We start from the raw sequence: 20,497 nt of genomic DNA, 5'->3' as shown, positions 1-20,497 counted from the left end.
ACAAGGCCCGGCTGCCCACGTCGGCGGCGGGACGGGTCAGGGGCGCAGTACCACCTTGCCGAGATTGCTCCGCGACTCGATGACCTCGTGGGCGCGGGCAGCGTCCGTCAGCGCGAACTCCCCGTGCACCGCGAGCTTGAGCGCACCCTCGGTGAACAGCCGCCACAGCTCGACCCGCAGGCGCTCGTACAGGTCCGGCCGTTCGCGGGCGATTCGCGCCATCTGGAACCCGATCACGGACTTGGCGCCCACCAGGAGGTCGTACGCCTGGATGGTGCCGCCGCCCGAGCTGTACGCCACCAGCCGGCCGCCGGGGGCGAGGGCGGCGATCGCGGGTGTGAGCAGGTCGCCGCCGACTGCATCCAATATGCAGTCGACGGGATCGCCCCAGCTGTCGTCCGCATACGAAATGACGTCGTCGGCGCCGAGGGAGCGGACGAAGCCCGCCTTGGCCGGGTCCGAGACGGCACCCACCACCCGGGCGGCTCCGCGCACCCGCGCCAGCTGGACGGCGAGGTGGCCGACCCCGCTCGCCGCCGCCGTGACGAGTACCGCCTCGCCGCGCTCGGGCCGCGCCGCCTCCAGGGCGCCGAGCGCGACCAGTCCGCTGCGCACCAGCGTGACCGCGTCGACGGCGGAGGCGGTCTCGGGCACGGGGGAGGCCATCGCCTCGTGCAGGACCGCGAAGTCGGCGTACCCGTGCCCGAAGCACAGCCCCGTCACGCGCCGGCCGACCTCGAACCGGGTGACCCCGTCACCTACGGCCACGACCTCTCCGGCGATCTCGCCACCCAGCGGGATCGGTTCGGCTGCCTCGGCGACCTTGCGCACGACCGGCAGGGTGACGCCGACGGCCTCGGTACGGACAAGGAGCTCACCCCGGCCGGGTCGGGGAACGGGGACCTCCTCCAGGAACAGGGGGCCGCCGGGGAACTCGTACCGGACGCGACGCATCTCACCTCCAGGGAAAGCGGACGGAGCGCGGGAGGCACTGCACAGGATCCCGCAGTCGTTGGGATGACCAACGGTAGCGGGTGATTCGTTGGGAAGTCCAATGATTCTTGGTAGGCTCTTCCCATGCCCGAAGCCCCCCTCTCCGCGATCCGGTCCCTGCCCAGCTGGCTCCTGGGCCGGGCGGCGGCCCGCGGACGGGCCCTGGTCGCCGAGGCGCTGGCGACGCAGGGCATGAAGATGTGGCACCACGTCGTGCTCTCCGCCGTCCGCGACCTCGGCCCCGTCGCCCAGGCCGAACTCGGCCGCAGCATCGGACTCGATCCCAAGGACCTGGTCGGCGTCCTCAACGACCTGCAGACCCAAGGGCTCGTCGTCCGCGCACCGGACCCCGCGGACCGCCGGAAGAACGCGGTCTCCCTCACCGGTGACGGGGCCGCACTGCTCACCCGCTGCGAGCAGGTGGCCCGAGAGGCGAACGACGCGCTGCTAGCACCGCTGTCGGCGGCCGAACAGGACCAGTTCCTGGCCCTGTTGGTCCGGATCTCCGGCAGCGAGAGCTGACGGCGGCCGACGTTCCGTCATGACCGCACGGGAAGAGCGATGCGGTCCTCGCCCGCGTACACGTTCATGGAACTGCCGCGCAGGAATCCCACCAGGGTCAACCCGGTCTCGGCCGCCAGGTCCACCGCCAGTGAGGACGGCGCCGAGACCGCGGCCAGCACCGGTATGCCCGCCATCACCGCCTTCTGGGCCAGCTCGAAGGAGGCCCGGCCGGAAACCAGCAGAATGGTGCGGGACAGGGGCAGGTCCCCGTTCTGCAGGGCACGGCCCACCAGCTTGTCGACCGCGTTGTGCCGGCCCACGTCCTCCCGGACGTCCAGCAGCTCCCCGCCCTCGTCGAAGAGGGCCGCCGCGTGGAGACCGCCGGTACGGTCGAACACCCGTTGGGCCGCCCTCAGCCGGTCGGGAAGACTCGCGAGCAGTTCGGGTGCGACACGCACCGGGGGAGTGTCGGCTATGGGCCAGCGGGCCGTCGTACGGACCGCGTCCAGGCTGGCCTTGCCGCACAGCCCGCACGAGGAGGTGGTGTAGACGTTCCGCTCCAGGGTGAAGTCGGGGAGCGCGACGCCCGGCGCGGTCTTCACGTCCACCACGTTGTAGGTGTTGGAACCGTCGGCCGTCGCCCCCGCACAGTAGACGATGTTCAGCAGATCGTCCGTGGTGGCCAGGACCCCCTCGCTCACCAGGAAGCCCGCGGCCAACGCGAAGTCGTCACCGGGCGTGCGCATGGTGATCGCGAGCGAGCTGCCGTTGAGCCTGATCTCCAGGGGCTCCTCGGCGACGAGGGTGTCCGGACGGCTGGACACCGCCCCGTCCCGGATGCGGATCACCTTGCGTCGTTCCGTGACTCGTCCCATGTCCCTCATTGTCCTGCACGTGCGTGGCAAGAACGCAGCCCGTTGCAGCGTGCGCAGCACGCCGGTGCTCCGTGGCACGCCCATGCTCCGTGGCACGCACGTGGTCGGACGCCGACCGTTCACCGCATTCTGCATACCGTTCAACGCATACGGCCGACCCGTCCGCTTGATCAACCACCTTCCCGCACCTACCGTCCGGCACCATGAGCAGTCCCCCTGTCGCGCCCCCGGACTGGAGCCGTTGGCTCGTTCCGCCCGCCGCTCTCGCCGTCCATCTCTCCATCGGCCAGGCCTACGCCTGGAGCGTGTTCAAGCCGCCGCTCGAAGCCGCGCTCCACCTCGACGGCACCGAGAGCGCCCTGCCCTTCCAGCTGGCCATCGTGATGCTCGGTCTGTCGGCCGCGTTCGGCGGCACGCTCGTCGAACGAAACGGCCCGCGCTGGGCGATGACCGTGGCCCTCGTCTGCTTCTCCTCCGGCTTCCTGCTCTCCGCGCTCGGCGCGCAGACGGAGCAGTACTGGCTGATCGTCCTCGGCTACGGGTTCGTCGGCGGAATCGGTCTCGGCATCGGCTACATCTCGCCCGTGTCCACCCTGATCAAGTGGTTCCCGGACCGCCCCGGCATGGCCACCGGCATCGCCATCATGGGCTTCGGCGGTGGTGCGCTGATCGCCTCACCGTGGTCGGCCCAGATGCTCGACTCCTTCGGCGCCGACCACTCCGGGATCGCGCTCGCGTTCCTCGTGCACGGTCTTTCGTATGCGGTCTTCATGTCGCTGGGCGTCCTCCTCGTCCGGGTGCCACGCACCGACAAACCCGAGGACTCCGGCGTGCAACCCCTCACCGGCGTTCAGGTGTCGGCCCGCAGCGCGGTGCGCACTCCCCAGTTCTGGTGCCTGTGGATCGTGCTCTGCACCAATGTCACCGCCGGCATCGGCATCCTGGAGAAGGCCGCCCCGATGATCTCGGACTTCTTCGCCGGCACCTCCACGCCCGTGTCGGCCTCCGCGGCCGCCGGATTCGTCGCCCTGCTGTCGGCGGCCAACATGGCCGGCCGGATCGGCTGGTCCTCGGCCTCGGACCTGATCGGGCGCAAGAACGTCTACCGCGTCTACCTGGGCGTCGGAGCGCTGACGTACCTGCTCCTCGCGCTGGACGGCGACGCGGCCAAGCCCCTGTTCGTCCTGTGCGCACTGGTGATCCTCTCCTTCTACGGCGGCGGCTTCGCGACCATCCCCGCCTATCTGAAGGACCTGTTCGGCACCTACCAGGTCGGTGCGATCCACGGCCGGCTGCTCACCGCCTGGTCGACCGCGGGGGTTCTCGGTCCGCTGATCGTGAACTGGATCGCCGACCGGCAGGAAGCGGCCGGCAAACACGGATCCGCGCTCTACGGACTATCGTTCACGATCATGATCGGGCTGCTCGTCGTCGGCTTCGTCGCCAACGAGTTCGTCCGCCCCGTCCACGCCCGTCACCACATCCCCGCACCGAGGGAGGCCTCCGATGTCCAGCGACACCAGTCCGCCTAGCCGACCGGGGCTGATCGCGTTCGCCTGGCTGTGGGTCGCGGCACCGCTGGGGTACGGGCTCTACGAACTCGTGCAGAAGGCGACCCAGCTGTTCACCGGGTGAATGCTCGGGCGTCCGAGAGTCTGACGGAAGCCGACAACACCGGCGCCCGATTCCTGTGGCTTCACCTGCCGTCGTACCCGTGAGTCACTGCCCAGACTGGTGAATCCCGCCGCCCACGCCGAACGAGGGGGATTCCAGTTGAACGGCTCGCGCATCACCGCCATCGGTCACCACCAGCCCGCCAAGGTGCTGACCAACGAGGACCTGGCGGGCATGGTCGACACCAGCGACGAGTGGATCCGCAGCCGGGTCGGCATCCGCACCCGGCATCTCGCCGGCCCCGACGAGCCGGTCGACGAACTGGCGTCGCACGCCGCCGCCAAGGCCCTCGCGGCGGCGGGCCTGGCCCCCGCGGACATCGACCTCGTCCTGGTGGCCACCTCCACGGCGATCGACCGTTCCCCGAACACCGCGGCCCGGGTCGCCGCCCGGCTCGGCATCCCCGAGCCCGCGGCCATGGACGTCAACGTGGTGTGCGCCGGGTTCACCCATGCCCTGGCCACCGCCGACCACACGGTCCGCGCCGGCGCGGCGAGCCGTGCCCTGGTCATCGGTGCCGACAAGATGTCCGCGGTGACCGACTGGGCCGACCGCAGCACGTGTGTGCTCGTCGGGGACGGAGCCGGGGCCGTCGTCGTCGAGGCGTGCGGTGCGGGGGAGGAGCCCGGGATCGGACCGGTGCTGTGGGGCTCGGTGCCGGAGATGGGTCACGCCGTACGGATCGAGGGCACGCCGCCGCGGTTCGCACAGGAAGGGCAGAGCGTCTATCGCTGGGCCACCACTCGACTGCCGGCCATCGCCCGCCGGGCGTGCGAGCGCGCCGGAGTCGCCCCCGAGGAACTCGCCGGAGTCGTCCTGCACCAGGCCAACCTTCGCATCATCGAACCCCTGGCCGAGAAGATCGGTGCCGTCAACGCGGTGGTCGCGCGCGATGTCACCGAATCGGGCAACACCTCCGCCGCCAGCATTCCGCTGGCCCTGTCCAAACTGACCGAGCAGGGCGCGCTCTTCAGCGGGGACCGGGTGCTGCTGTTCGGCTTCGGCGGCAATCTGTCCTATGCCGGGCAGGTCGTACGGTGCCCGTGAGATCACCAGTCACGCGCCCGGTTCACGGCCTACGGTCGGTTGTGCGCCGTAGATCGTAGACAAAACGCAATCGATACTGGGCGTCCACTGCATACGAGCGTGCCGTCAACGGCGGACGGTATGCCCAGAAGGGGGACCCGCCATGTTGTCGACCGGACTGCCGCAGGGAGCAGTGCCCAAACTCGAACGCCCCGGCCCGCTGCGCGACCGTGTCTACGAGGCGCTGCTCGAACTCATCACCACCCGTGCGCTGCAGCCCGGCCAGCACCTCGTCGAGAGCGAGCTCGCCGGGCACCTCGGGGTGTCCCGGCAGCCGGTGCGTGAGGCGCTGCAACGGCTGAACACCGAGGGCTGGGTCGATCTGCGGCCCGCCCAGGGAGCCTTCGTGCACGAGCCGACCGAGGCGGAGGCCGACCAGCTCCTGACCGTCCGCACGCTTCTTGAGGCCGAGGCGGCCCGGCTCGCCGCGGCCAACGCGGACGACGGGATCCTCGAGGCCTTCGAAGAGCTGCTGCTACGGGGCAGGTCGGCCGTCGCGAACCAGGACATCGCCGGCGCCGTGGCCCTGAACAGCGTGTTCCACGCCAAGATCATGGAGCTGTCGGGCAACGCGGTGCTCGCCGAACTGGGGCGGCAGGTCGAGAGCAGGGTGCGCTGGCTCTACACACCGGTGGCCCGAACGCGTGGCGAACTGTCCTGGAAGGAGCACAAGCAACTGGTCGAAGCCATCGCCGACCGCGACGAGGAGCGCGCCGCCTGGCTCATGCGGATGCACACCGAGCACACCCGGCACTCCTACCACGAGCGCGACAGGTCCTGACGGCTGCCGCGCCTTCTTCCTCGACCGGGCGGCGAGATACTCGCACCGCGCGCTTGGTATGCCAGCGCAGAGTGAGAAGGCGTTCACCTGCCGTGCAGGGGGCGGGGACCATGGGCGTCGCGGACCCCGTGGTCCTGCCCGCACGCCGGATACGCAGGTGAAACGCACTCCGAAAGCTTGGTATTGTTGTCCATGTCGCCGCGGGGAACTCCCCCCGTAAGGCGGCAGACACCTTGTCCGGGTGGCGGAATGGCAGACGCGCTAGCTTGAGGTGCTAGTGCCCTTTATCGGGCGTGGGGGTTCAAGTCCCCCCTCGGACACCTCACGGAAGGGTGCCGACCGGTCGCGGTCGGCACCCTTCCGCGTTGGCCGTGTTCTTCACGGTGTCCGCGCTGTCCGCACGCCCGTCCCGTCAGCCGGACGCCCCGCCGATCTTGGCCGGGGACTCACCGAGGAACGGCTGACCCCGGCGGACCAGACCGAGCATCGCCCACAGGGCGAAGGCCAGCGGGACGGCACCGGAGATGATCACCTGGCCTCTGCTGGAGACGAGGGAGTTCGGGGTGCCGAGGACATAGCCCAGGCCGATGCAGATCCGCGACAGCGCCTGATAGCAGGCCCATGCGCTGCCGTGCACCTGGGCCGGCACCTGGCTGTGCACCGCATTTCGTAGACCGACATTGCAGATACCGTTGCCGAACCCGCCCAGCAGGAACAACGGGAAGATCACCGCGACCACCGGCAGCAGCCCGGCGGACAGCAGTGCGACGGATATCCCCAGCACCCCGCCCAGGATGAGCGCGGTGTGCCGCGCCGACCAGCCGGCGCGTCCGGCCAGGAGGGCGCCGGGGACACTGCCCAGCGCCCAGGTGGCCAGGAAGAACCCGAAGAGGGTCTCGTTGCCGTCGGCCACGTCCCGCAGATAGAAGACGCCGGCGACTCCCTCGACGCTGGTGGCCAGCATCGCCGCCGCGAGCGTGGGCAACAGCATGCCCACCACCGGTGCGCCGCGCAGGGCCCGGTAGCCGTCGGAGATCTTCGTGGCGGGCCGGCGGCCGACGGCCACGTCCGTACGGCGCGGGACGGCCACCGCCGTGCACCCCGCGAGCACGAGGAAGGACACCGCGTCCGCGGCGAGCAGGAACGCCGTGCCCCGCGCGGAGTGCAGGAAACCCGCCAGCGGCGGGCCGATCAGTCCGGCCGTCGACAGCCCCGCGGTGAGGAAGCTGTTCGCCCGCCCGGTGTGCTCCGAGCCCGCGATCACCGGCAGCATCTTGAAACCGGCCGTCACCGACGCCACGCCGGCGAGCCCGGACAAAGAGATCAGCGCCACCCGCACGTGGAAGCCGTCCACGGCGGCGGCGGTGCCGAAGGACATCGCCTGTACGGCCAGCGCCGACAGGCACACCGTGCGGGCGCTGCGCCGGTCCACCAGTGCCCCGACGAGCGGCGCGGCCAGGACGGTGGGGATCAGCTCGGCGAGGAACACCTCGGTGACCCCCCAGCGGATGCCGCGGTCAGCCGCGTCCAGCACCATGCCGAGGGAGGCGAGGGAGTCGCCCACGCGGGACAGGAGCGTTCCCGCGATCAGTACCAGCGCGGGTGCCGGGATCATCAGGCCGCGGCGCAGCGTGGTGAACCTCGTCCTCCGCGTTTTGTGCGTGTCCAATCGAGTCCAATCCATCTGCTTGCCGTGATCACTTCAAGGCTGCTGCCGGAACAGATTAGGTCTGCTCGAGAAGCGGGAGGGCGTCGACCGGCCACCCCTCGAACACCGCTCCGGTGGCGGCGTGGCACCCCGGTCGAGGCGCCGGAATCCCGGCTTCTCGGCCATGTCCGGTACGGACAGCAGGTCCGCACCCGGCGTTCCGGTGTCGCGGAAGACCGCGCTTCGAGGGCGGCCGGGGCCGCCCGCCCGTGGGCGGGCGCGGCGCAACTGCCGTGTGCCGGACGGTGTGATCGCCGCCATGACGACGGGCGGCCGGGTTTCCGGCCATCGCCGACCGGTGTTCTGCGAACGATCCGCGACCATCGCTTTTCGGCCAGACGCGGATACGGAGCAACCCTCCCGTTGCGGCGGAATCGATCGGCGTGCCGGGCGGGACAACGCTCTACCCGCGTCGCGAAGTTGGCCGATGTCTGACGGGTGGATGTCCGGAAAATGTCGGGGTCGGTGGAAGGGATTCCTGCAAGAGCACGGAGAAACGGTGCGGAAGGGGAATCTCGGGGTTTTCTCCGCCTGTTCGGGAGCTCCGGCAATACCGGCGACGGAGAAAAAACTCCGTGCTCCGGGCCGGTCGCCCTCCCTACACTCACGATGCGTCGCGCGCCGCAACCGCCGGACCGCGCCGTCCATGACGAGTCGACAAGTGAGGGGAGCCGTGCCGTGCGTGACCATGCCGTCGCCGCTCCCCGTTCCCGGTACGAGGTGATCCTCGTGTCCTCGTCCGTCCGGTGCCCGCTGCGCGGCCGGCACCGGAACCCCCTGGCACACGGCTGACGTATTTCGCATTCGACCACCGCGTCCGTCACCTCGGTGACCACCGAGGAACCTGTCGGCGGTCGGTCGGCTATGGACTGCCCGGGAATCGCGCCGCCCATTCCGTATTCTGCGAAAGGCACCGGGCCATGCGCACCGCACCCCGTCCCCACCCCGCCGGCCGATCGGCCACCGTCCGCAATCTCGGCATCCTCGCCCACGTCGACGCCGGCAAGACCACCGTCACGGAACGGATCCTGTATGCGACCGGCACCACGCACCGGCGCGGCGAGGTCCACGACGGTACGACCGTCACCGATTTCGACGCCCAGGAACGCGACCGCGGCATAACGATCTTCGCCGCCGCGGTGAGCTGCACCTGGGAAGGCCACCGCATCAACCTGATCGACACGCCGGGCCACGTCGACTTCGCCGACGAGGTCGAGCGCTCGCTGCGCGTGCTCGACGGGGCGGTGGCGGTGTTCGACGCCGTGGCGGGGGTCGAGCCGCAGAGCGAGTCCGTCTGGCGGCAGGCCGACCGGCACGGCGTACCGCGGATCGCCTTCGTCAACAAGCTGGACCGGGCGGGCGCCGACCTCGACGCGGCCGTGACGTCGATCCGTGAGCGTCTGCACCCGGCCCCGCTTGTCGTGCAGTTGCCGATCGGAGTGGAGGACGCCTTCACCGGCGTGGTCGACCTGGTGCGGATGCGTGCGCTGGTGTGGTCCGACGGCGGCGACACGGTCGCGGAGGGGCCGGTGCCCGAGGCACTGCGGGAAGAGGCGTGGCGGCGGCGCCGGGCGCTGGAGGAGGCGGTGGCGGAACTGCATCCGGCGGCGATGGAGGAATTCTGTATGCAACCGACCGTCGACACGGTGACATGCTCGTCGACGGTATCCACACCCACCCTCGTCACCGCCCTGCGCGACCTGACCCGCACCGGAGAAGGCCTGGTCGTCCTCTGCGGCTCGGCCTACCGCAACCGCGGCGTCGAACCGCTCCTCGACGCGGTGGTGGCCTATCTGCCGTCCCCGCTGGACGTCCCGCCCGTACGCGGGACCCGTCACGGGGCGGACCAGTGGCGCCCCGCCGACCCCGAAGCCCCCTTCGCGGCACTGGCCTTCAAGGTCAACGCGACCGCCACCGGGCGGCTGACGTACCTCCGTGTCTACTCGGGCACGATCGAGAAGGGAGACACCGTGTGGGACCCGGGTACCGGGCGCACCGAGCGGGTCGCGCGGATCCTGCGGGTGACGGCCGACCGGCACGCCCAGCTGGACCGGGCGTTCGCCGGGGACATCGTCGCCGTGGCCGGACCGAAGTCCGCCCGGCCCGGCTCCACCCTGTGCGATCCTGCCGCTCCGCTCGTCCTGGAGCCACCGGTGGTCGCCGACCCGGTGGTGTCGGTGGCGGTCGAGACCCGCCGCGGCTCCGACACCGGCCGTCTCGCCTCGGCACTGGCACGGCTCGCCGAGGAGGATCCGTCACTGGTGGTGCGTACGGACCCCGAGACCGGTCAGACGGTGCTGTCGGGCATGGGCGAACTGCACCTGGAGGTTGCGGTGGAGAAGATCCGCCGCGAGTCGGGACCGGAGGTCACGGTCGGCCGGCCCCGGGTGACGTACCGGGAGACCGTGGTCGGCGGGGTGTCCGGCCTGGTCTTCCGCCACGTCAAACAGGACGGGGGCGCGGGGCAGTTCGCGCGTGTGGTCCTCGACGTCGAGCCGCTGGCGGCCGAACCCGGCGGTCTCGGCTTCGAGTTCCGCTCGGCCGTCGTCGGCGGCCGGGTGCCGCAGGAGTACGTGCGTGCGGTGGAGGCCGGCTGCCGGGACGCCCTGGCCGAGGGGCCGCTCGGCGGTCACCCGGTGACCGGACTGCGGGTGACGCTGACGGACGGGTCGACGCATGTGAAGGACTCGTCGGAGACGGCGTTCCGCACGGCGGGCCGACTGGGACTCCGCGACGCGCTGCGCGCATGCGCGATGGCCCTGCTGGAACCGGTCGCCGAGGTCACGGTCACCGTGCCCGAAGCCGCCGTCGGCGGTGTGCTCGGCGACCTCGCGGCACGACGCGGCCGGGTCACCGGCTCCGAGTCCCGGGCCGGCGCGGCGGTACTCACCGCCACCGTGCCACTGGCCGAACTCTTCGGCTACGCCACCCGCCTGCGCAGCCGCACCCAGGGCCGAGGCACCTTCACCGCCCGCCCCACCGGCTACGCACCGGCTCCGACGGCGACAGCGGTGCGGTAGTCGGCCGAACCGCGGGTCGCGCCACGTCGCCTGACTGACGTGGCGCGACCCGCCCGAGGACTGAGGCCGCTTCGCCCTGAGGTGCGAGCGACCTGGAGCCACGCTTCTCGACGCGGTGGCGACTGATCGACGCCACGGGGATCGAGTGGTCACTGGTCCGCATGGTGACCTGAAGCCGCGACTGAACGTGGCAGCGGCGAGCCACGTATCAGCCGGGCGTGGGAGGATCCCTCACCATGAGCGCGTCCCCGGCCGTACGGAGTCTGCGTGCCGCGGTGTTCGCCGCGGTGTGCGTGCTGCTGGCTGCCGCCGGGCACGGGCTCGCCATGGGGCACATGCCGCCCGTGCGGATCGACGCCGCCGGGTTCCTCGGCGTGTTCGTGCTCGGCTGGCTGCTCGGCGGGCGGGAGCGGACGCTGCCCGGGATCGGCGTGGCGATGCTCGCCACTCAGGCGGGGCTGCACTTCGCCTTCGACGCGGCCCATCGCCCGGCGGTGATGTCCGGGCACGCCATGGCCGCCATGCGCGGCCACGTCATGGCCGGCATGACCGGTCCACACGCGGTGACCGAGCACGCCTCCGCCGCCCACGTCCTCGCGGCCCTCGTCGCGTCCTGGTGGCTCAGACGCGGCGAGGCCGCGCTGTTCTCGCTGCTGCGCCGGGCGGCCGTCGCCCTTGTACCCCGTCTCGCGGCCTGGTGGCGGGACGCATGCCTGCCTGCCCTCCCCGACGGACCGCTGCGTGCCCCCGTCGACCCCCGCACACCGCGCCTGCTCCCCCTGCGACACGCGGTGCACCGCCGCGGGCCCCCGGCTCGGATCCCGTACCCGATCTGACCAGCGACACTTCCCGTACGTACGGAGATCCACTCACCCATGTCCATGAGCATGCCCAACAACGCGCGTCGCGCCGGGCTCGTCACCGTTCTCGCCGCCGCCGGTGTCCTCGCCGCGGCGGGCGCCGCCTCCGCGCACGTCACCGTCCACCCCGAGAGCTACGCCAAGGGGGCCACGGACGGGGTGCTGACCTTCCGCGTGCCCAACGAGGAGGACAGCGCCGCCACCACCAAGGTGCAGATCTTCCTGCCCACCGACCACCCGGTCCTCGGTGTCCTCGTCTCCCCGCGGGACGGCTGGAGCGCCAAGGTGACCACCACCAAACTCAAGAAGCCGGTGAAGACCGACGACGGCACCATCACCGAGGCCGCCTCCCAGGTCACCTTCACCGGCGGCAGGATCACCGCCGGGCACTACGAGGACTTCGACATCGCCTTCGGTCAACTGCCCGACGACACCGACGAGTTGACGTTCAAGACCCTGCAGACCTACTCCGACGGCAAGACGGTCCGCTGGATCGAGCAGCCCGAGGCAGGCGCCGACGAGCCGGAGGACCCGGCGCCCGTGCTCAAGCTCACCGCCAAGGCCGCCGGGGGCGAGGAAAGCGGTGACAGCGCCGCCACGAACGAGGCGGACAGCTCCAAGAGCCCCGGCAGCACCAAGACGGCCGCCGCCTCCAGCAGCGACTCGACGGCGCGCGGCCTCGGTGTCGCGGGCCTCGTCGTCGGCGTGCTCGGCCTCGCGGCGGCGGCCTTCGCCCTGCTACGGGGACGGTCCGCACGCTCGTAGACCCACGCATGCGGAAGGCCCCGGACCAGTGACGACTGGTCCGGGGCCTTCCGCATGCGTGCCCGACAGGTTCACGGCAGCGCGGGCTCGAGCAGCTCCTCCGCCGGCATCACCGGGCTGGTCCGGGAGGACCGGTACAGCCACCGCACGTCCCGTCCGAACGACCACAGCAGCGACCCCAGCGCCAGCAGCGCGATCCCGAGGTTGGCGGCGTAGGGCAGCAGCTGCGCGCCGGCCAGCAGCAGGCAGATGCCCTGCAGCGCGGCGACCGTCTTGCGGGCGAACGACGGCGGAAGCGGCGCGTTCAGCCAGGGCAGGACACGGGCCGCGGCGACGAACGCATACCGCATACCGCCGATCAGCAGCACCCACGGGCCGAGCTGCGTCGCCACGTACACACTCAGCACCAGGATCAGGAACGCGTCGACCTCCATGTCGAAGCGGGCGCCCAGCGCCGTCGACGTGCCCGTGCGGCGGGCCACCTTGCCGTCGACGCCGTCCAGGATCAGGGCGACGGCGGTCAGGCCGACCAGCAGCGTCACCGGCGGGGAGCTCTCGAAGGAGTCCGCGACCAGCGCGGTCACCCCGCCGACCAGGGTGGCCCGGCCGAGGGTGACGCGGTTCGCGGGTCCGAACGAACTCAGCCGGGAGCGGTGCAGTGCCCGGGAGAGCACCGCCCAGGTGGCGATCGCGAACACCAGGCCCGTCAGCCAGCCGGCCGGCCCCATGCCGATCGCGGAGCCCAGCAGGGCCAGCAGCAGGATCTGGACGCCCGCTCCCACAGCGGTCTCCTGCTGGACCAGCCTCGCTTCGTACGTGTTGTTCAGGGCCACCGCACATCCTCCGGCCGAGTGACAGAGTCGATCAACGCCGCGTACTGTGCGCGGCCTGTGCACATCTCCCTGTGCACACCTCGGTACGTGAACAACTTCCCGATCGTTCAGGAGGACGCCGATGAACCACTCGGCCCGCGCGTTTTGGCTTCGCTCGCCGGGGTACGGCGAGATCCGCGACACGACCCTCGCGGCGCCGGCCGAGGGGGAGGTCCTGGTCCGCGCGCTGTACTCCGGGGTGAGCCGGGGCACCGAGACGCTCGTGTTCCGCGGGGGCGTTCCCGCAAACCAGTACGGCGCGATGCGGGCGCCGTTCCAGGAGGGCGACTTCCCGGGGCCGGTGAAGTACGGCTACCTCAGCGTCGGCGTCGTCGAGGAGGGGCCGGACGAGCTGGCCGGCCGCACGGTGTTCTGCCTGTACCCGCACCAGACCCGTTACGTCGTCCCGGCGAGCGCCGTGACCGTGGTGCCCGAGCACGTGCCCGCCGAACGGGCCGTCCTCGCCGGCACCGTGGAGACGGCCGTGAACGCCCTGTGGGACGCGGCGCCCCTGGTCGGCGACCGTATCGCCGTGGTCGGCGGCGGCATGGTCGGTTGCTCGGTCGCCGCCCTGCTGGCCCGCTTCCCCGGCGTACGGCTGCAACTCGTCGACGCCGACCCCGCGCGCGCCGCGACCGCCGAGGCCCTGGGCGTCGGCTTCGCCTCGCCCGAGGACGCCCTCGGCGACTGCGACCTCGTCGTCCACGCCAGCGCCACCGAAGCCGGTCTGACCCGGTCGCTGGAACTGCTCGCCGCCGAGGGCACCGTCGTCGAACTGAGCTGGTACGGCGACCGGCGGATCGCCCTCCCGCTCGGCGAGGCCTTCCACTCGCGGCGGCTGACCGTGCGCAGCAGCCAGGTCGGCACCGTCTCCCCGGCCCGCCCCGGCCGCACCTACGCCGACCGGCTGGCCCTCGCCCTGGACCTGCTCGCCGACCCGGCCCTGGACGCGCTCATCACCGGAGAGTCGGCGTTCGAGGAGCTCCCCGACGTGCTGCCCGAGCTGGCCTCCGGCCGGATCCCGGCGCTGTGCCACCGGGTGCGGTACACCGACCTCGGCTGACGAAACGATCAATCAGGTACGGCCGGCGGACCGGCAAGAGCGCCTGACCTGAGAAAAGAGTGAGGAACGGCTGAACGCGGGGAAGCGAAGAGCCGTAATACACGGCATCCCCCGGCAGGGAATGGCTGGGGACCGGACGCGCCGCACCTGGAGGGTCGTCAGTTGTTCAGCATCACCGTCCGCGATCACATCATGATCGCTCACAGCTTCCACGGCGAGGTGTTCGGGCCCGCCCAGCGGCTGCACGGCGCCACCTTCCTGGTGGACGCCACCTTCCGGCGCGAGCAGCTGGACGACGACAACATAGTCGTCGACATCGGCCTGGCCACCCAGGAACTGGGCTCCGTGGTGAGCGAGCTGAACTACCGCAACCTCGACAACGAGCCCGACTTCGCCGGTATCAACACCTCCACCGAGTTCCTGGCCAAGGTCATCGCCGACCGGCTCGCCGAACGCGTCCACAAGGGCGCCCTCGGCGAGGGCGCCAGGGGACTCGCGGGCATCACGGTCACCCTGCACGAGTCGCACATCGCCTGGGCGAGTTACGAGCGTGCCCTGTGACCGACACGACCATCGACCGGCCGTCCGCCGACGGCGCGTCGCCGCTCGCCTACGTGCCCGCCCAGCGCGCGGCCTCGAACCACGTCGGGATCATCCCCATGTCCCTGCGCACCGTGCACTTCGTCCTGCCGGGCGGCGTCGACGACCCGGCCAACCCCAGCGGTGGCAACGCCTACGACCGGCGGGTCTGCCTGGACCTGCCCGGCTTCGGCTGGCAGGTCACCAAGCACCCCGTGGACGGCAGCTGGCCCCGCCCCGGTGCCGCCGCCCGCGAGGCGCTCGCCCGTACCCTGCGGGAACTGCCCGACGGCTCGGTCGTCCTGCTGGACGGGCTGGTCGCCTGCGGCGTCCCCGAGATCGTCGTCCCCGAGGCCGAACGGCTGCGCCTCGCCGTCCTCGTGCACCTGCCGCTCGGCGACGAGACGGGCCTCGAACCGTCCGTCGCCGCCGATCTCGACGCCCGCGAGCGCGCGGTGCTGCGGGCGGTGCCCGCCGTGATCGCCACCAGCGACTGGGCGGTGCGCCGTCTGGTCTCCCACCACGGGCTCGCTCCCGACCGGGTGCACGTCGCCGCCCCCGGCGCCGACATCGCCCCGCTCGCCGCCGGCACCGACGGTGTCTCCCACCTGCTGTGCGTGGCCGCGGTGACCCCGCGCAAGGGCCAGCACCGGCTGGTGGAGGCCCTGGCCGCGGTACGGGACCTGCCGTGGACCTGCACCTGCGTGGGCGGCCTCAACCAGGACCCCGAGTACGTCGCCCACCTGCGCGCCCTCATCGAGAAGCACGGCCTGACCGACCGCCTGCACCTCGCGGGCCCGCGCGCCGGAGCCGACCTCGACGCCAGCTACGCCTCCGCCGACCTGATGGTCCTCACCTCCTACGCCGAGACCTACGGCATGGCGGTCACCGAGGCCCTCGCGCGCGGCATCCCGGTCATGGCCACCGACGTCGGCGGGCTGCCCGAAGCGGTCGGCCGCGCCCCCGACGGCGGCGTGCCCGGCATCCTCGTACCGCCGGAGGACCCCGCCGCCCTCGCCGCCGAACTGCGCGGCTGGTTCGGCGAGGCCGACGTACGCCGCCGCCTGAAGGCCGCCGCGCGCAGCCGCCGCGCGGCCCTCGGCGGCTGGGCGGCCACCGCCCGCAGCCTGGCCGGAGTCCTGCTCCGGCTCCCCGACGAACCCCGGAGGGCGGCATGAGCCGGACGACCACGACCACCGACGGAATCCCGGCCCAGCCCGGCCCCCGCGAGGTACCGGACACGGCAGCGAAGGCGGCGACGGACATGACCGAACCCGCACCGCGGCACGACATCGCCCCCGGCGAGGCGGACCCGTCCGGCGTGATCGCCGGCGCGGGCCCCGTCGCCCGCCCCGGCGAGCGGGCCACCGTACGGCTGCGGGACGCCGAAGCCGAGGAACCGCCCCGGTACGCGCCCGAGTGGCTCCAGCTGCGCGAGGGGGCCGACGCGCTCGCCCGGGCGCTCGACCTGCTCGACCCGCTGCGGATCCGGCTGGCCAACCTGCCGGGCCGGAGCGGCGGCCTGGCCGTGCACGACCTGGGCTGCGGCACCGGCTCGATGGGCCGCTGGCTCGCACCCCGGCTGGACGGTGCCCAGCACTGGATCCTGCACGACCGCGACCCCTACCTGCTGCACTTCGCCGCCGTCGCCTCCCCCCGCGCGGCCGCCGACGGCAGCCGGGTCACCGTGGAGACCCGACGCGCCGACGTCGCCCGGCTCACCCCGGACGCCCTGGCCGGTGCCTCCCTGGTGACCGCCTCCGCGCTGCTCGACGTCCTCACCCGCGAAGAGGTCGAGGCCCTCGCCGAGGCCTGCGTGGGCGCCGGATGCCCGGCACTGCTGACCCTGTCCGTCGCCGGCCGCGTCGAACTCGGCCCGTCCCACCCGCTGGACGCCGAGATAGCCGAGGCGTTCAACGCCCACCAGCGGCGCGGCGGCCTGCTCGGCCCCGACGCCGTCACCGTGGCCTGCGAGGCCTTCGGCGAGCGCGGCGCGACGGTACGGGTGCACCCGAGCCCCTGGCGGCTCGGCCCCGACGACGCCGAACTGACCGCCCAGTGGCTGCGCGGCTGGGTCGGCGCGGCCGTGGAACAGCGACCCGAACTGGCCGAGCGCGCCGAGGGCTACCTGCAGGACCGCCTGGCCGCCTGCGCCGCCGGCGAACTGCGCGTCACCGTCCACCACAGCGACCTGCTGGCGCTGCCCAGGCCGACGGGCGGCGTGGCGTGAGCGCGGGGGCCCCGCAGACGGGGAGCGGCACGGCCGTACGGCCGGCCGGCGTGCGCACGACGCTCGCGGCCAGCGCCCGGACCACCCGGCCGGGCGCCGCCCGGACCGCGCGGGCCGGCGTGTCCCGGACCGTTCAGGCGCCCGGTGCCACGAAGCCGCGCACGGCCCGTGCGGCCATCCGCGCGCGTGTGCAGCCCACGGCGGCCGGACGGCCTCTGCGCAGGATCGCGAACGCGCCCGCGGGCACCGCGGCCGCACCGGAGGCGGCGGCGACGCCCGCGCCCGCACCGGACACGGCGGCGGCCCCCCACACGCCCGGCTCCGTGGCAGCGCCCCCCAGCTCCCCCCGCAAGGGCCCCCGTTCATTCCTCGGCCGTCTCAACACCCCCGCCGTGCGCAGCAACTTCGGCACGGTCGCCGGAGTCGTCATCCTCGCCGTGCTGCTGTGGCGGCTGGGTACGGGCGTGTTCCTCGACGGACTGCGGCGAATCGACACGGGCTCGCTGCTCGCCGCGCTGGTGATCGGCATCGTCACCACGGTGTTCAGCGCCTGGCGCTGGCAGTTGGTGGCCCGCGGTCTCGGGATGCGACTGCCGCTGGGGGCGGCCGTGGCCGACTACTACCGGGCGCTGTTCCTGAACGCGGCCCTGCCCGGTGGTGTCCTCGGCGACGTGCACCGGGCGGTGCGGCACGGGCAGAGCGCCGGTGACCTGGGGCGCGGCGTCCGGGCGGTCGTACTGGAGCGGGTCGCGGGTCAGATCGCGCTGGTCCTGATCGGCGGGGCGGCGCTGCTGACACTGCCCTCGCCGGTGCGGGACGACGCCCGCAGCTTCGCCGCGCCGGCCGCCTTCGTCCTCGCGGGCGCGCTCGCCGTCGTCCTCGCCGTCCGCATGAACCGCGCCCCCTCCCGGCGGGGAGCCCTGCGGACGAACCTCGACGAGGCCCGCCGTGCGCTGCTGTCGCGCCAGAGCGGGCCGGGCGTCGCACTGTCCTCCGTCGTCGTCCTCGCCGGACACCTCGCCATGTTCGTCGTGGCGGCCCGTGTCGCCGGATCCGCGGCATCCGTGCCGGTGCTGCTGCCGCTCGCGGTGCTCGCCCTGCTCGCCATGGGCCTGCCGCTGAACGTCGGCGGCTTCGGCCCCCGGGAGGGCGTCACCGCCTGGGCGTTCGCCGCCGCCGGGCTGGGCGCGAGCAGCGGGCTGGCCGTCGCCGTGGTGTACGGGGTGCTCAGCTTCGTGGCCGCCCTGCCCGGCGCGCTGGTCCTCGTCGCCCGCTGGTGGACCGCGCTGCGCGGAACCTATGCGCGAGAGGAATCCGTTTCCCCCGAGGTGACCGACTCCAGGTACGCACCGAAGGATTCCACCAGGCTCGCCAGCAGTTCCCTGCCCTTCTCCGCCGACCCGAGGGAAGGACGGCCGATGACGCCCGATTCGGTATAGGCGGACATTCCCACGGTGAGCAGATGACGGCGGTCGTCCGCGGTGAAATCGGCGGACTCGTAACCAGGACGGACATATTCGGGATGAGCGTGCAGCAGAATGGAGGTCTCGATTTCTCCGGCATGCATGTCGGTGAGCAGCGAGGTGGCCACCCCGGCCCGCACCCGCGCCTCCTCCCAGTCCTCCGCGGCCGGGAAGAGCGCCATCCGCTCCCCGCGTGCGGAGGCCTCCTGGACCACGTTGCCCAGCACGTAGTTGCCACCGTGGCCGTTGACCACGACGAGCGCCTCGACGCCCGAACGGCGCAGCGACGCCGCGATGTCCCGTACCACCGCATGCAGGGTCACGGAGGAGATGCTGACGGTTCCCGGCCAGGCCGCGTGCTCGTGCGAGCAGGACATCGTCACGGGAGGAAGGAGGTGCACCGGGTGCGCCGCGGCGATCTCCCGGGCGATGGCACAGGCGACCAGGGTGTCGGTCGCGAGCGGAAGGTAGGCACCGTGCTGCTCGAAACTCCCGACGGGAAGGACGGCCACCTGTGGTGAGACGCCCGCCCCCCGCGCCCGTACATCTTCCGTGGTGTCCGCCGGCAGCAGGCCCCATGTACCGTACATCGTCCCACCTGCGCCCGAACCACTCATTTCCCTACGGCCTTTCGTCTCTGCTTTAGGAATCAGATCATGACAGAAAACATCGGCGTACTCGGCAAGAAGGCCCCGCAGCGTACGGGTGTGGAACGCGTCGTCAATGCGCCACTGCCCACGGTGTACGGGAAATTCCAGGCGGTCGGCTACCTGGACCACGACCGCGGTGACGAGCAAGTGGCCCTGGTCTACGGCGAGATAGGCTCCGAGGGCGTCCTCACCCGGCTGCACTCGGAGTGCCTGACCGGTGACGCGTTCGGCTCCCAGCACTGCGAGTGCGGCGACCAGTTGGACTCCGCGTTGCGCGCGGTCGTCGCCGAAGGCAGCGGTATCGTCGTCTACTTGAGAGGGCACGAGGGCCGGGGTATCGGTCTGCTCGCCAAGCTGCGCGCGATGGCCCTGCAGGCGGAGGGCCTGGACACCGTCGAGGCGAACCTCGCCCTCGGACTGCCCGTCGACGCCCGCGACTACGGCGTCGCCGCCGGGATGCTGCAGGACCTCGGTGTGAAGTCGGTCCGCCTGATGTCCAACAACCCGCGCAAGCGGGAGGCGTTGGTCCGGCACGGCATACAGGTCGCCGAGACGGTGCCGCTGCTGATCCAGCCGTGCGAGAGCAACATCACCTATCTGCGCACGAAGCGGGAGCGGCTGGACCACCACCTGCCCCATCTGGACGCCGTCGCGCACCTGTCCTGAAGGACAGTCCGGAGATCCGGACAGGAAGAGGCCATGGCCGAGGCGTCCTCTTCCTCTCCGGGGCCCGGACGCCGCCCGCGAGGCCGGCCGAGTCACCGCTCGCCGGCAGGATCACGGCGCATCGTCGCCGGGAGACCAGTACCACTCCTCGATGCCGGGTGGTGCCGGGTATCCGGGGACCGAGATCCACGCCTTCACGACTTCCTCCCCGGTCTGCAGCCGGACCGGGGAGAAGACAGCGGCCAGGCGGTCGTGTGTGCGGGAGACGGCACCGAACAGTTCGTCGGACACCAGCACGGCCGCGGATGAGCGGCTCGCTGCACGACGATTCGTAGACCCCGGGGCACCTTGGAGGAGTACAACGCGGCTCCCACGTGTGTGGGCAGGTCCAGGATCAGATCGGCTTGTTGTGTCTCGTCCAGGTAGGCCTGGACAGCCACGGCGTCGCCCACGTACAGGAATGTCCACGTCGGTCCGGGGCGTTCGCCGAGGGCCGGCACGAGCAGTTCACGCAGCGCGTTCCGCGCGGCCGCCTGGCCCGCCTCTCCGGCCTCTCCGGAGTCCGCGAACCCCGCGACGAAGATGACGGAGCGCCGCCCGTGGTCCGGAACCGCGGCACGTTCCCTCACCACGTCCAGGACGCCCTTCGCCTGCTGAACTGGGCGTCGCTGATCGTGGGGACCGCCCGGGAGGGCCCGTCATCGTATG

At 72.0% G+C, this 20,497-nt stretch carries 19 protein-coding genes, 1 tRNA gene and 1 pseudogene; 15 read left to right on the top strand and 6 right to left on the bottom strand.

Annotation, left to right across the window (positions count from 1 at the left end; genetic code table 11):
* Window positions 1-36 precede the first annotated feature (36 nt).
* Window positions 37-954: a zinc-binding alcohol dehydrogenase family protein gene (locus tag ACFY0F_RS23270; RefSeq protein WP_388797413.1), complete on the bottom strand. Its 918-nt coding sequence runs from the start codon at window positions 952-954 to the stop codon at window positions 37-39.
* A gap of 123 nt (window positions 955-1,077) precedes the next feature.
* On the opposite strand from ACFY0F_RS23270, the gene ACFY0F_RS23265 reads away from it, so the two are divergent.
* Window positions 1,078-1,515, top strand: coding sequence for a MarR family winged helix-turn-helix transcriptional regulator (locus tag ACFY0F_RS23265; RefSeq protein WP_388797411.1), 438 nt, complete (start codon window positions 1,078-1,080; stop codon window positions 1,513-1,515).
* A 17-nt stretch (window positions 1,516-1,532) separates the two neighbouring features.
* On the opposite strand, the gene fdhD is transcribed toward ACFY0F_RS23265, so the two are convergent.
* Window positions 1,533-2,372, bottom strand: a complete 840-nt coding sequence (gene fdhD, locus ACFY0F_RS23260) for a formate dehydrogenase accessory sulfurtransferase FdhD (RefSeq protein ID WP_388797409.1) — start codon at window positions 2,370-2,372, stop codon at window positions 1,533-1,535.
* A 203-nt stretch (window positions 2,373-2,575) separates the two neighbouring features.
* Between fdhD and ACFY0F_RS23255 the strand changes: the two genes are divergently transcribed.
* The 5 genes from ACFY0F_RS23255 (at window position 2,576) to ACFY0F_RS23235 (ending at window position 6,233) form a co-directional block, all read left to right on the top strand.
* Window positions 2,576-3,904 carry an OFA family MFS transporter gene (locus ACFY0F_RS23255; RefSeq protein WP_388797407.1) on the top strand — a complete coding sequence of 443 codons (1,329 nt, stop codon included), beginning with the start codon at window positions 2,576-2,578 and terminating at the stop codon, window positions 3,902-3,904.
* A complete protein-coding gene (locus ACFY0F_RS23250; protein ID WP_388797405.1) occupies window positions 3,879-4,007 on the top strand; it encodes a hypothetical protein in 129 nt (42 codons plus the stop codon). Before ACFY0F_RS23255 ends, ACFY0F_RS23250 begins: the two co-directional genes overlap by 26 nt.
* 138 nt (window positions 4,008-4,145) lie before the next feature.
* On the top strand, window positions 4,146-5,093 hold the full coding sequence (locus ACFY0F_RS23245) for a beta-ketoacyl-ACP synthase III (protein WP_388797403.1): 948 nt from the start codon (window positions 4,146-4,148) through the stop codon (window positions 5,091-5,093).
* Window positions 5,094-5,235: 142 nt separating this feature from the next.
* Window positions 5,236-5,913, top strand: a complete 678-nt coding sequence (locus tag ACFY0F_RS23240) for a GntR family transcriptional regulator (protein ID WP_388797401.1) — start codon at window positions 5,236-5,238, stop codon at window positions 5,911-5,913.
* Between the two features lie 235 nt (window positions 5,914-6,148).
* Window positions 6,149-6,233 (top strand) — tRNA-Leu (locus ACFY0F_RS23235).
* A 92-nt stretch (window positions 6,234-6,325) separates the two neighbouring features.
* On the opposite strand, the gene ACFY0F_RS23230 is transcribed toward ACFY0F_RS23235, so the two are convergent.
* Window positions 6,326-7,582, bottom strand: coding sequence for an MFS transporter (locus ACFY0F_RS23230; protein ID WP_388797399.1), 1,257 nt, complete (start codon window positions 7,580-7,582; stop codon window positions 6,326-6,328).
* 959 nt (window positions 7,583-8,541) lie between these two features.
* On the opposite strand from ACFY0F_RS23230, the gene fusA reads away from it, so the two are divergent.
* The 3 genes from fusA (at window position 8,542) to ACFY0F_RS23215 (ending at window position 12,266) form a co-directional block, all read left to right on the top strand.
* A complete protein-coding gene (fusA, locus tag ACFY0F_RS23225; RefSeq protein WP_388797396.1) occupies window positions 8,542-10,641 on the top strand; it encodes an elongation factor G in 2,100 nt (699 codons plus the stop codon).
* Window positions 10,642-10,877: 236 nt separating this feature from the next.
* Entirely contained in the window at window positions 10,878-11,477 is a 600-nt protein-coding gene (locus tag ACFY0F_RS23220) for a hypothetical protein (RefSeq protein WP_388797394.1), read from the top strand.
* Between the two features lie 39 nt (window positions 11,478-11,516).
* Window positions 11,517-12,266: a YcnI family protein gene (locus tag ACFY0F_RS23215; protein ID WP_388797392.1), complete on the top strand. Its 750-nt coding sequence runs from the start codon at window positions 11,517-11,519 to the stop codon at window positions 12,264-12,266.
* A gap of 71 nt (window positions 12,267-12,337) precedes the next feature.
* Here the strand turns inward: ACFY0F_RS23215 and ACFY0F_RS23210 are convergent, their stop codons facing one another.
* Window positions 12,338-13,099 carry a CDP-alcohol phosphatidyltransferase family protein gene (locus ACFY0F_RS23210; protein ID WP_388797390.1) on the bottom strand — a complete coding sequence of 254 codons (762 nt, stop codon included), beginning with the start codon at window positions 13,097-13,099 and terminating at the stop codon, window positions 12,338-12,340.
* Between the two features lie 121 nt (window positions 13,100-13,220).
* On the opposite strand from ACFY0F_RS23210, the gene ACFY0F_RS23205 reads away from it, so the two are divergent.
* The 5 genes and pseudogenes from ACFY0F_RS23205 to ACFY0F_RS23185 form a co-directional block, all read left to right on the top strand.
* Window positions 13,221-14,201, top strand: a complete 981-nt coding sequence (locus ACFY0F_RS23205; protein ID WP_388797388.1) for a zinc-binding alcohol dehydrogenase — start codon at window positions 13,221-13,223, stop codon at window positions 14,199-14,201.
* Window positions 14,202-14,363: 162 nt separating this feature from the next.
* Window positions 14,364-14,762, top strand: a complete 399-nt coding sequence (locus ACFY0F_RS23200; protein ID WP_388797386.1) for a 6-pyruvoyl tetrahydropterin synthase family protein — start codon at window positions 14,364-14,366, stop codon at window positions 14,760-14,762.
* Window positions 14,759-15,958, top strand: coding sequence for a glycosyltransferase family 4 protein (locus ACFY0F_RS23195; RefSeq protein ID WP_388797384.1), 1,200 nt, complete (start codon window positions 14,759-14,761; stop codon window positions 15,956-15,958). Before ACFY0F_RS23200 ends, ACFY0F_RS23195 begins: the two co-directional genes overlap by 4 nt.
* Window positions 15,955-17,010 (top strand): methyltransferase domain-containing protein, encoded by a 1,056-nt coding sequence (locus tag ACFY0F_RS23190; RefSeq protein ID WP_388797382.1) that lies wholly within the window; start codon window positions 15,955-15,957, stop codon window positions 17,008-17,010. The genes ACFY0F_RS23195 and ACFY0F_RS23190 overlap by 4 nt, the downstream gene beginning before the upstream one ends.
* Window positions 17,007-18,203: pseudogene (locus ACFY0F_RS23185) on the top strand (lysylphosphatidylglycerol synthase transmembrane domain-containing protein); the annotation flags it as partial. The gene ACFY0F_RS23190 and the pseudogene ACFY0F_RS23185, both read left to right, overlap by 4 nt.
* Window positions 18,204-18,307: 104 nt before the next feature.
* Here ACFY0F_RS23185 and ACFY0F_RS23180 read toward each other — a convergent pair.
* Window positions 18,308-19,090, bottom strand: coding sequence for a creatininase family protein (locus ACFY0F_RS23180; protein WP_388797380.1), 783 nt, complete (start codon window positions 19,088-19,090; stop codon window positions 18,308-18,310).
* Between the two features lie 39 nt (window positions 19,091-19,129).
* Here ACFY0F_RS23180 and ribA point away from each other — a divergent pair, with 39 nt between their 5' ends.
* A complete protein-coding gene (gene ribA / locus ACFY0F_RS23175; RefSeq protein WP_388797378.1) occupies window positions 19,130-19,789 on the top strand; it encodes a GTP cyclohydrolase II in 660 nt (219 codons plus the stop codon).
* 111 nt (window positions 19,790-19,900) lie between these two features.
* On the opposite strand, the gene ACFY0F_RS23170 is transcribed toward ribA, so the two are convergent.
* On the bottom strand, window positions 19,901-20,086 hold the full coding sequence (locus ACFY0F_RS23170) for a hypothetical protein (protein ID WP_388797376.1): 186 nt from the start codon (window positions 20,084-20,086) through the stop codon (window positions 19,901-19,903).
* Window positions 20,087-20,497 lie beyond the last annotated feature (411 nt).

Origin of the sequence: Streptomyces sp. NPDC001544 (genome assembly GCF_042894285.1) — a bacterium.
Taxonomy (GTDB): Bacteria; Actinomycetota; Actinomycetes; order Streptomycetales; family Streptomycetaceae; genus Streptomyces.
This window is presented reverse-complemented; position numbering and strand designations above follow the sequence as displayed.

Coding starts and splice junctions, on each gene's coding strand:
- ACFY0F_RS23220 (WP_388797394.1), top strand. CDS start 10,878: ATGAGCGCGTCCCCGGCCGTACGGAGTCTGCGTGCCGCGGTGTTCGCC.
- fusA (WP_388797396.1), top strand. CDS start 8,542: ATGCGCACCGCACCCCGTCCCCACCCCGCCGGCCGATCGGCCACCGTC.
- ACFY0F_RS23215 (WP_388797392.1), top strand. CDS start 11,517: ATGTCCATGAGCATGCCCAACAACGCGCGTCGCGCCGGGCTCGTCACC.
- ACFY0F_RS23190 (WP_388797382.1), top strand. CDS start 15,955: ATGAGCCGGACGACCACGACCACCGACGGAATCCCGGCCCAGCCCGGC.
- ribA (WP_388797378.1), top strand. CDS start 19,130: ATGACAGAAAACATCGGCGTACTCGGCAAGAAGGCCCCGCAGCGTACG.
- ACFY0F_RS23240 (WP_388797401.1), top strand. CDS start 5,236: ATGTTGTCGACCGGACTGCCGCAGGGAGCAGTGCCCAAACTCGAACGC.
- ACFY0F_RS23250 (WP_388797405.1), top strand. CDS start 3,879: ATGTCCAGCGACACCAGTCCGCCTAGCCGACCGGGGCTGATCGCGTTC.
- ACFY0F_RS23180 (WP_388797380.1), bottom strand. CDS start 19,090: ATGAGTGGTTCGGGCGCAGGTGGGACGATGTACGGTACATGGGGCCTG.
- ACFY0F_RS23205 (WP_388797388.1), top strand. CDS start 13,221: ATGAACCACTCGGCCCGCGCGTTTTGGCTTCGCTCGCCGGGGTACGGC.
- fdhD (WP_388797409.1), bottom strand. CDS start 2,372: ATGGGACGAGTCACGGAACGACGCAAGGTGATCCGCATCCGGGACGGG.
- ACFY0F_RS23255 (WP_388797407.1), top strand. CDS start 2,576: ATGAGCAGTCCCCCTGTCGCGCCCCCGGACTGGAGCCGTTGGCTCGTT.
- ACFY0F_RS23270 (WP_388797413.1), bottom strand. CDS start 954: ATGCGTCGCGTCCGGTACGAGTTCCCCGGCGGCCCCCTGTTCCTGGAG.
- ACFY0F_RS23265 (WP_388797411.1), top strand. CDS start 1,078: ATGCCCGAAGCCCCCCTCTCCGCGATCCGGTCCCTGCCCAGCTGGCTC.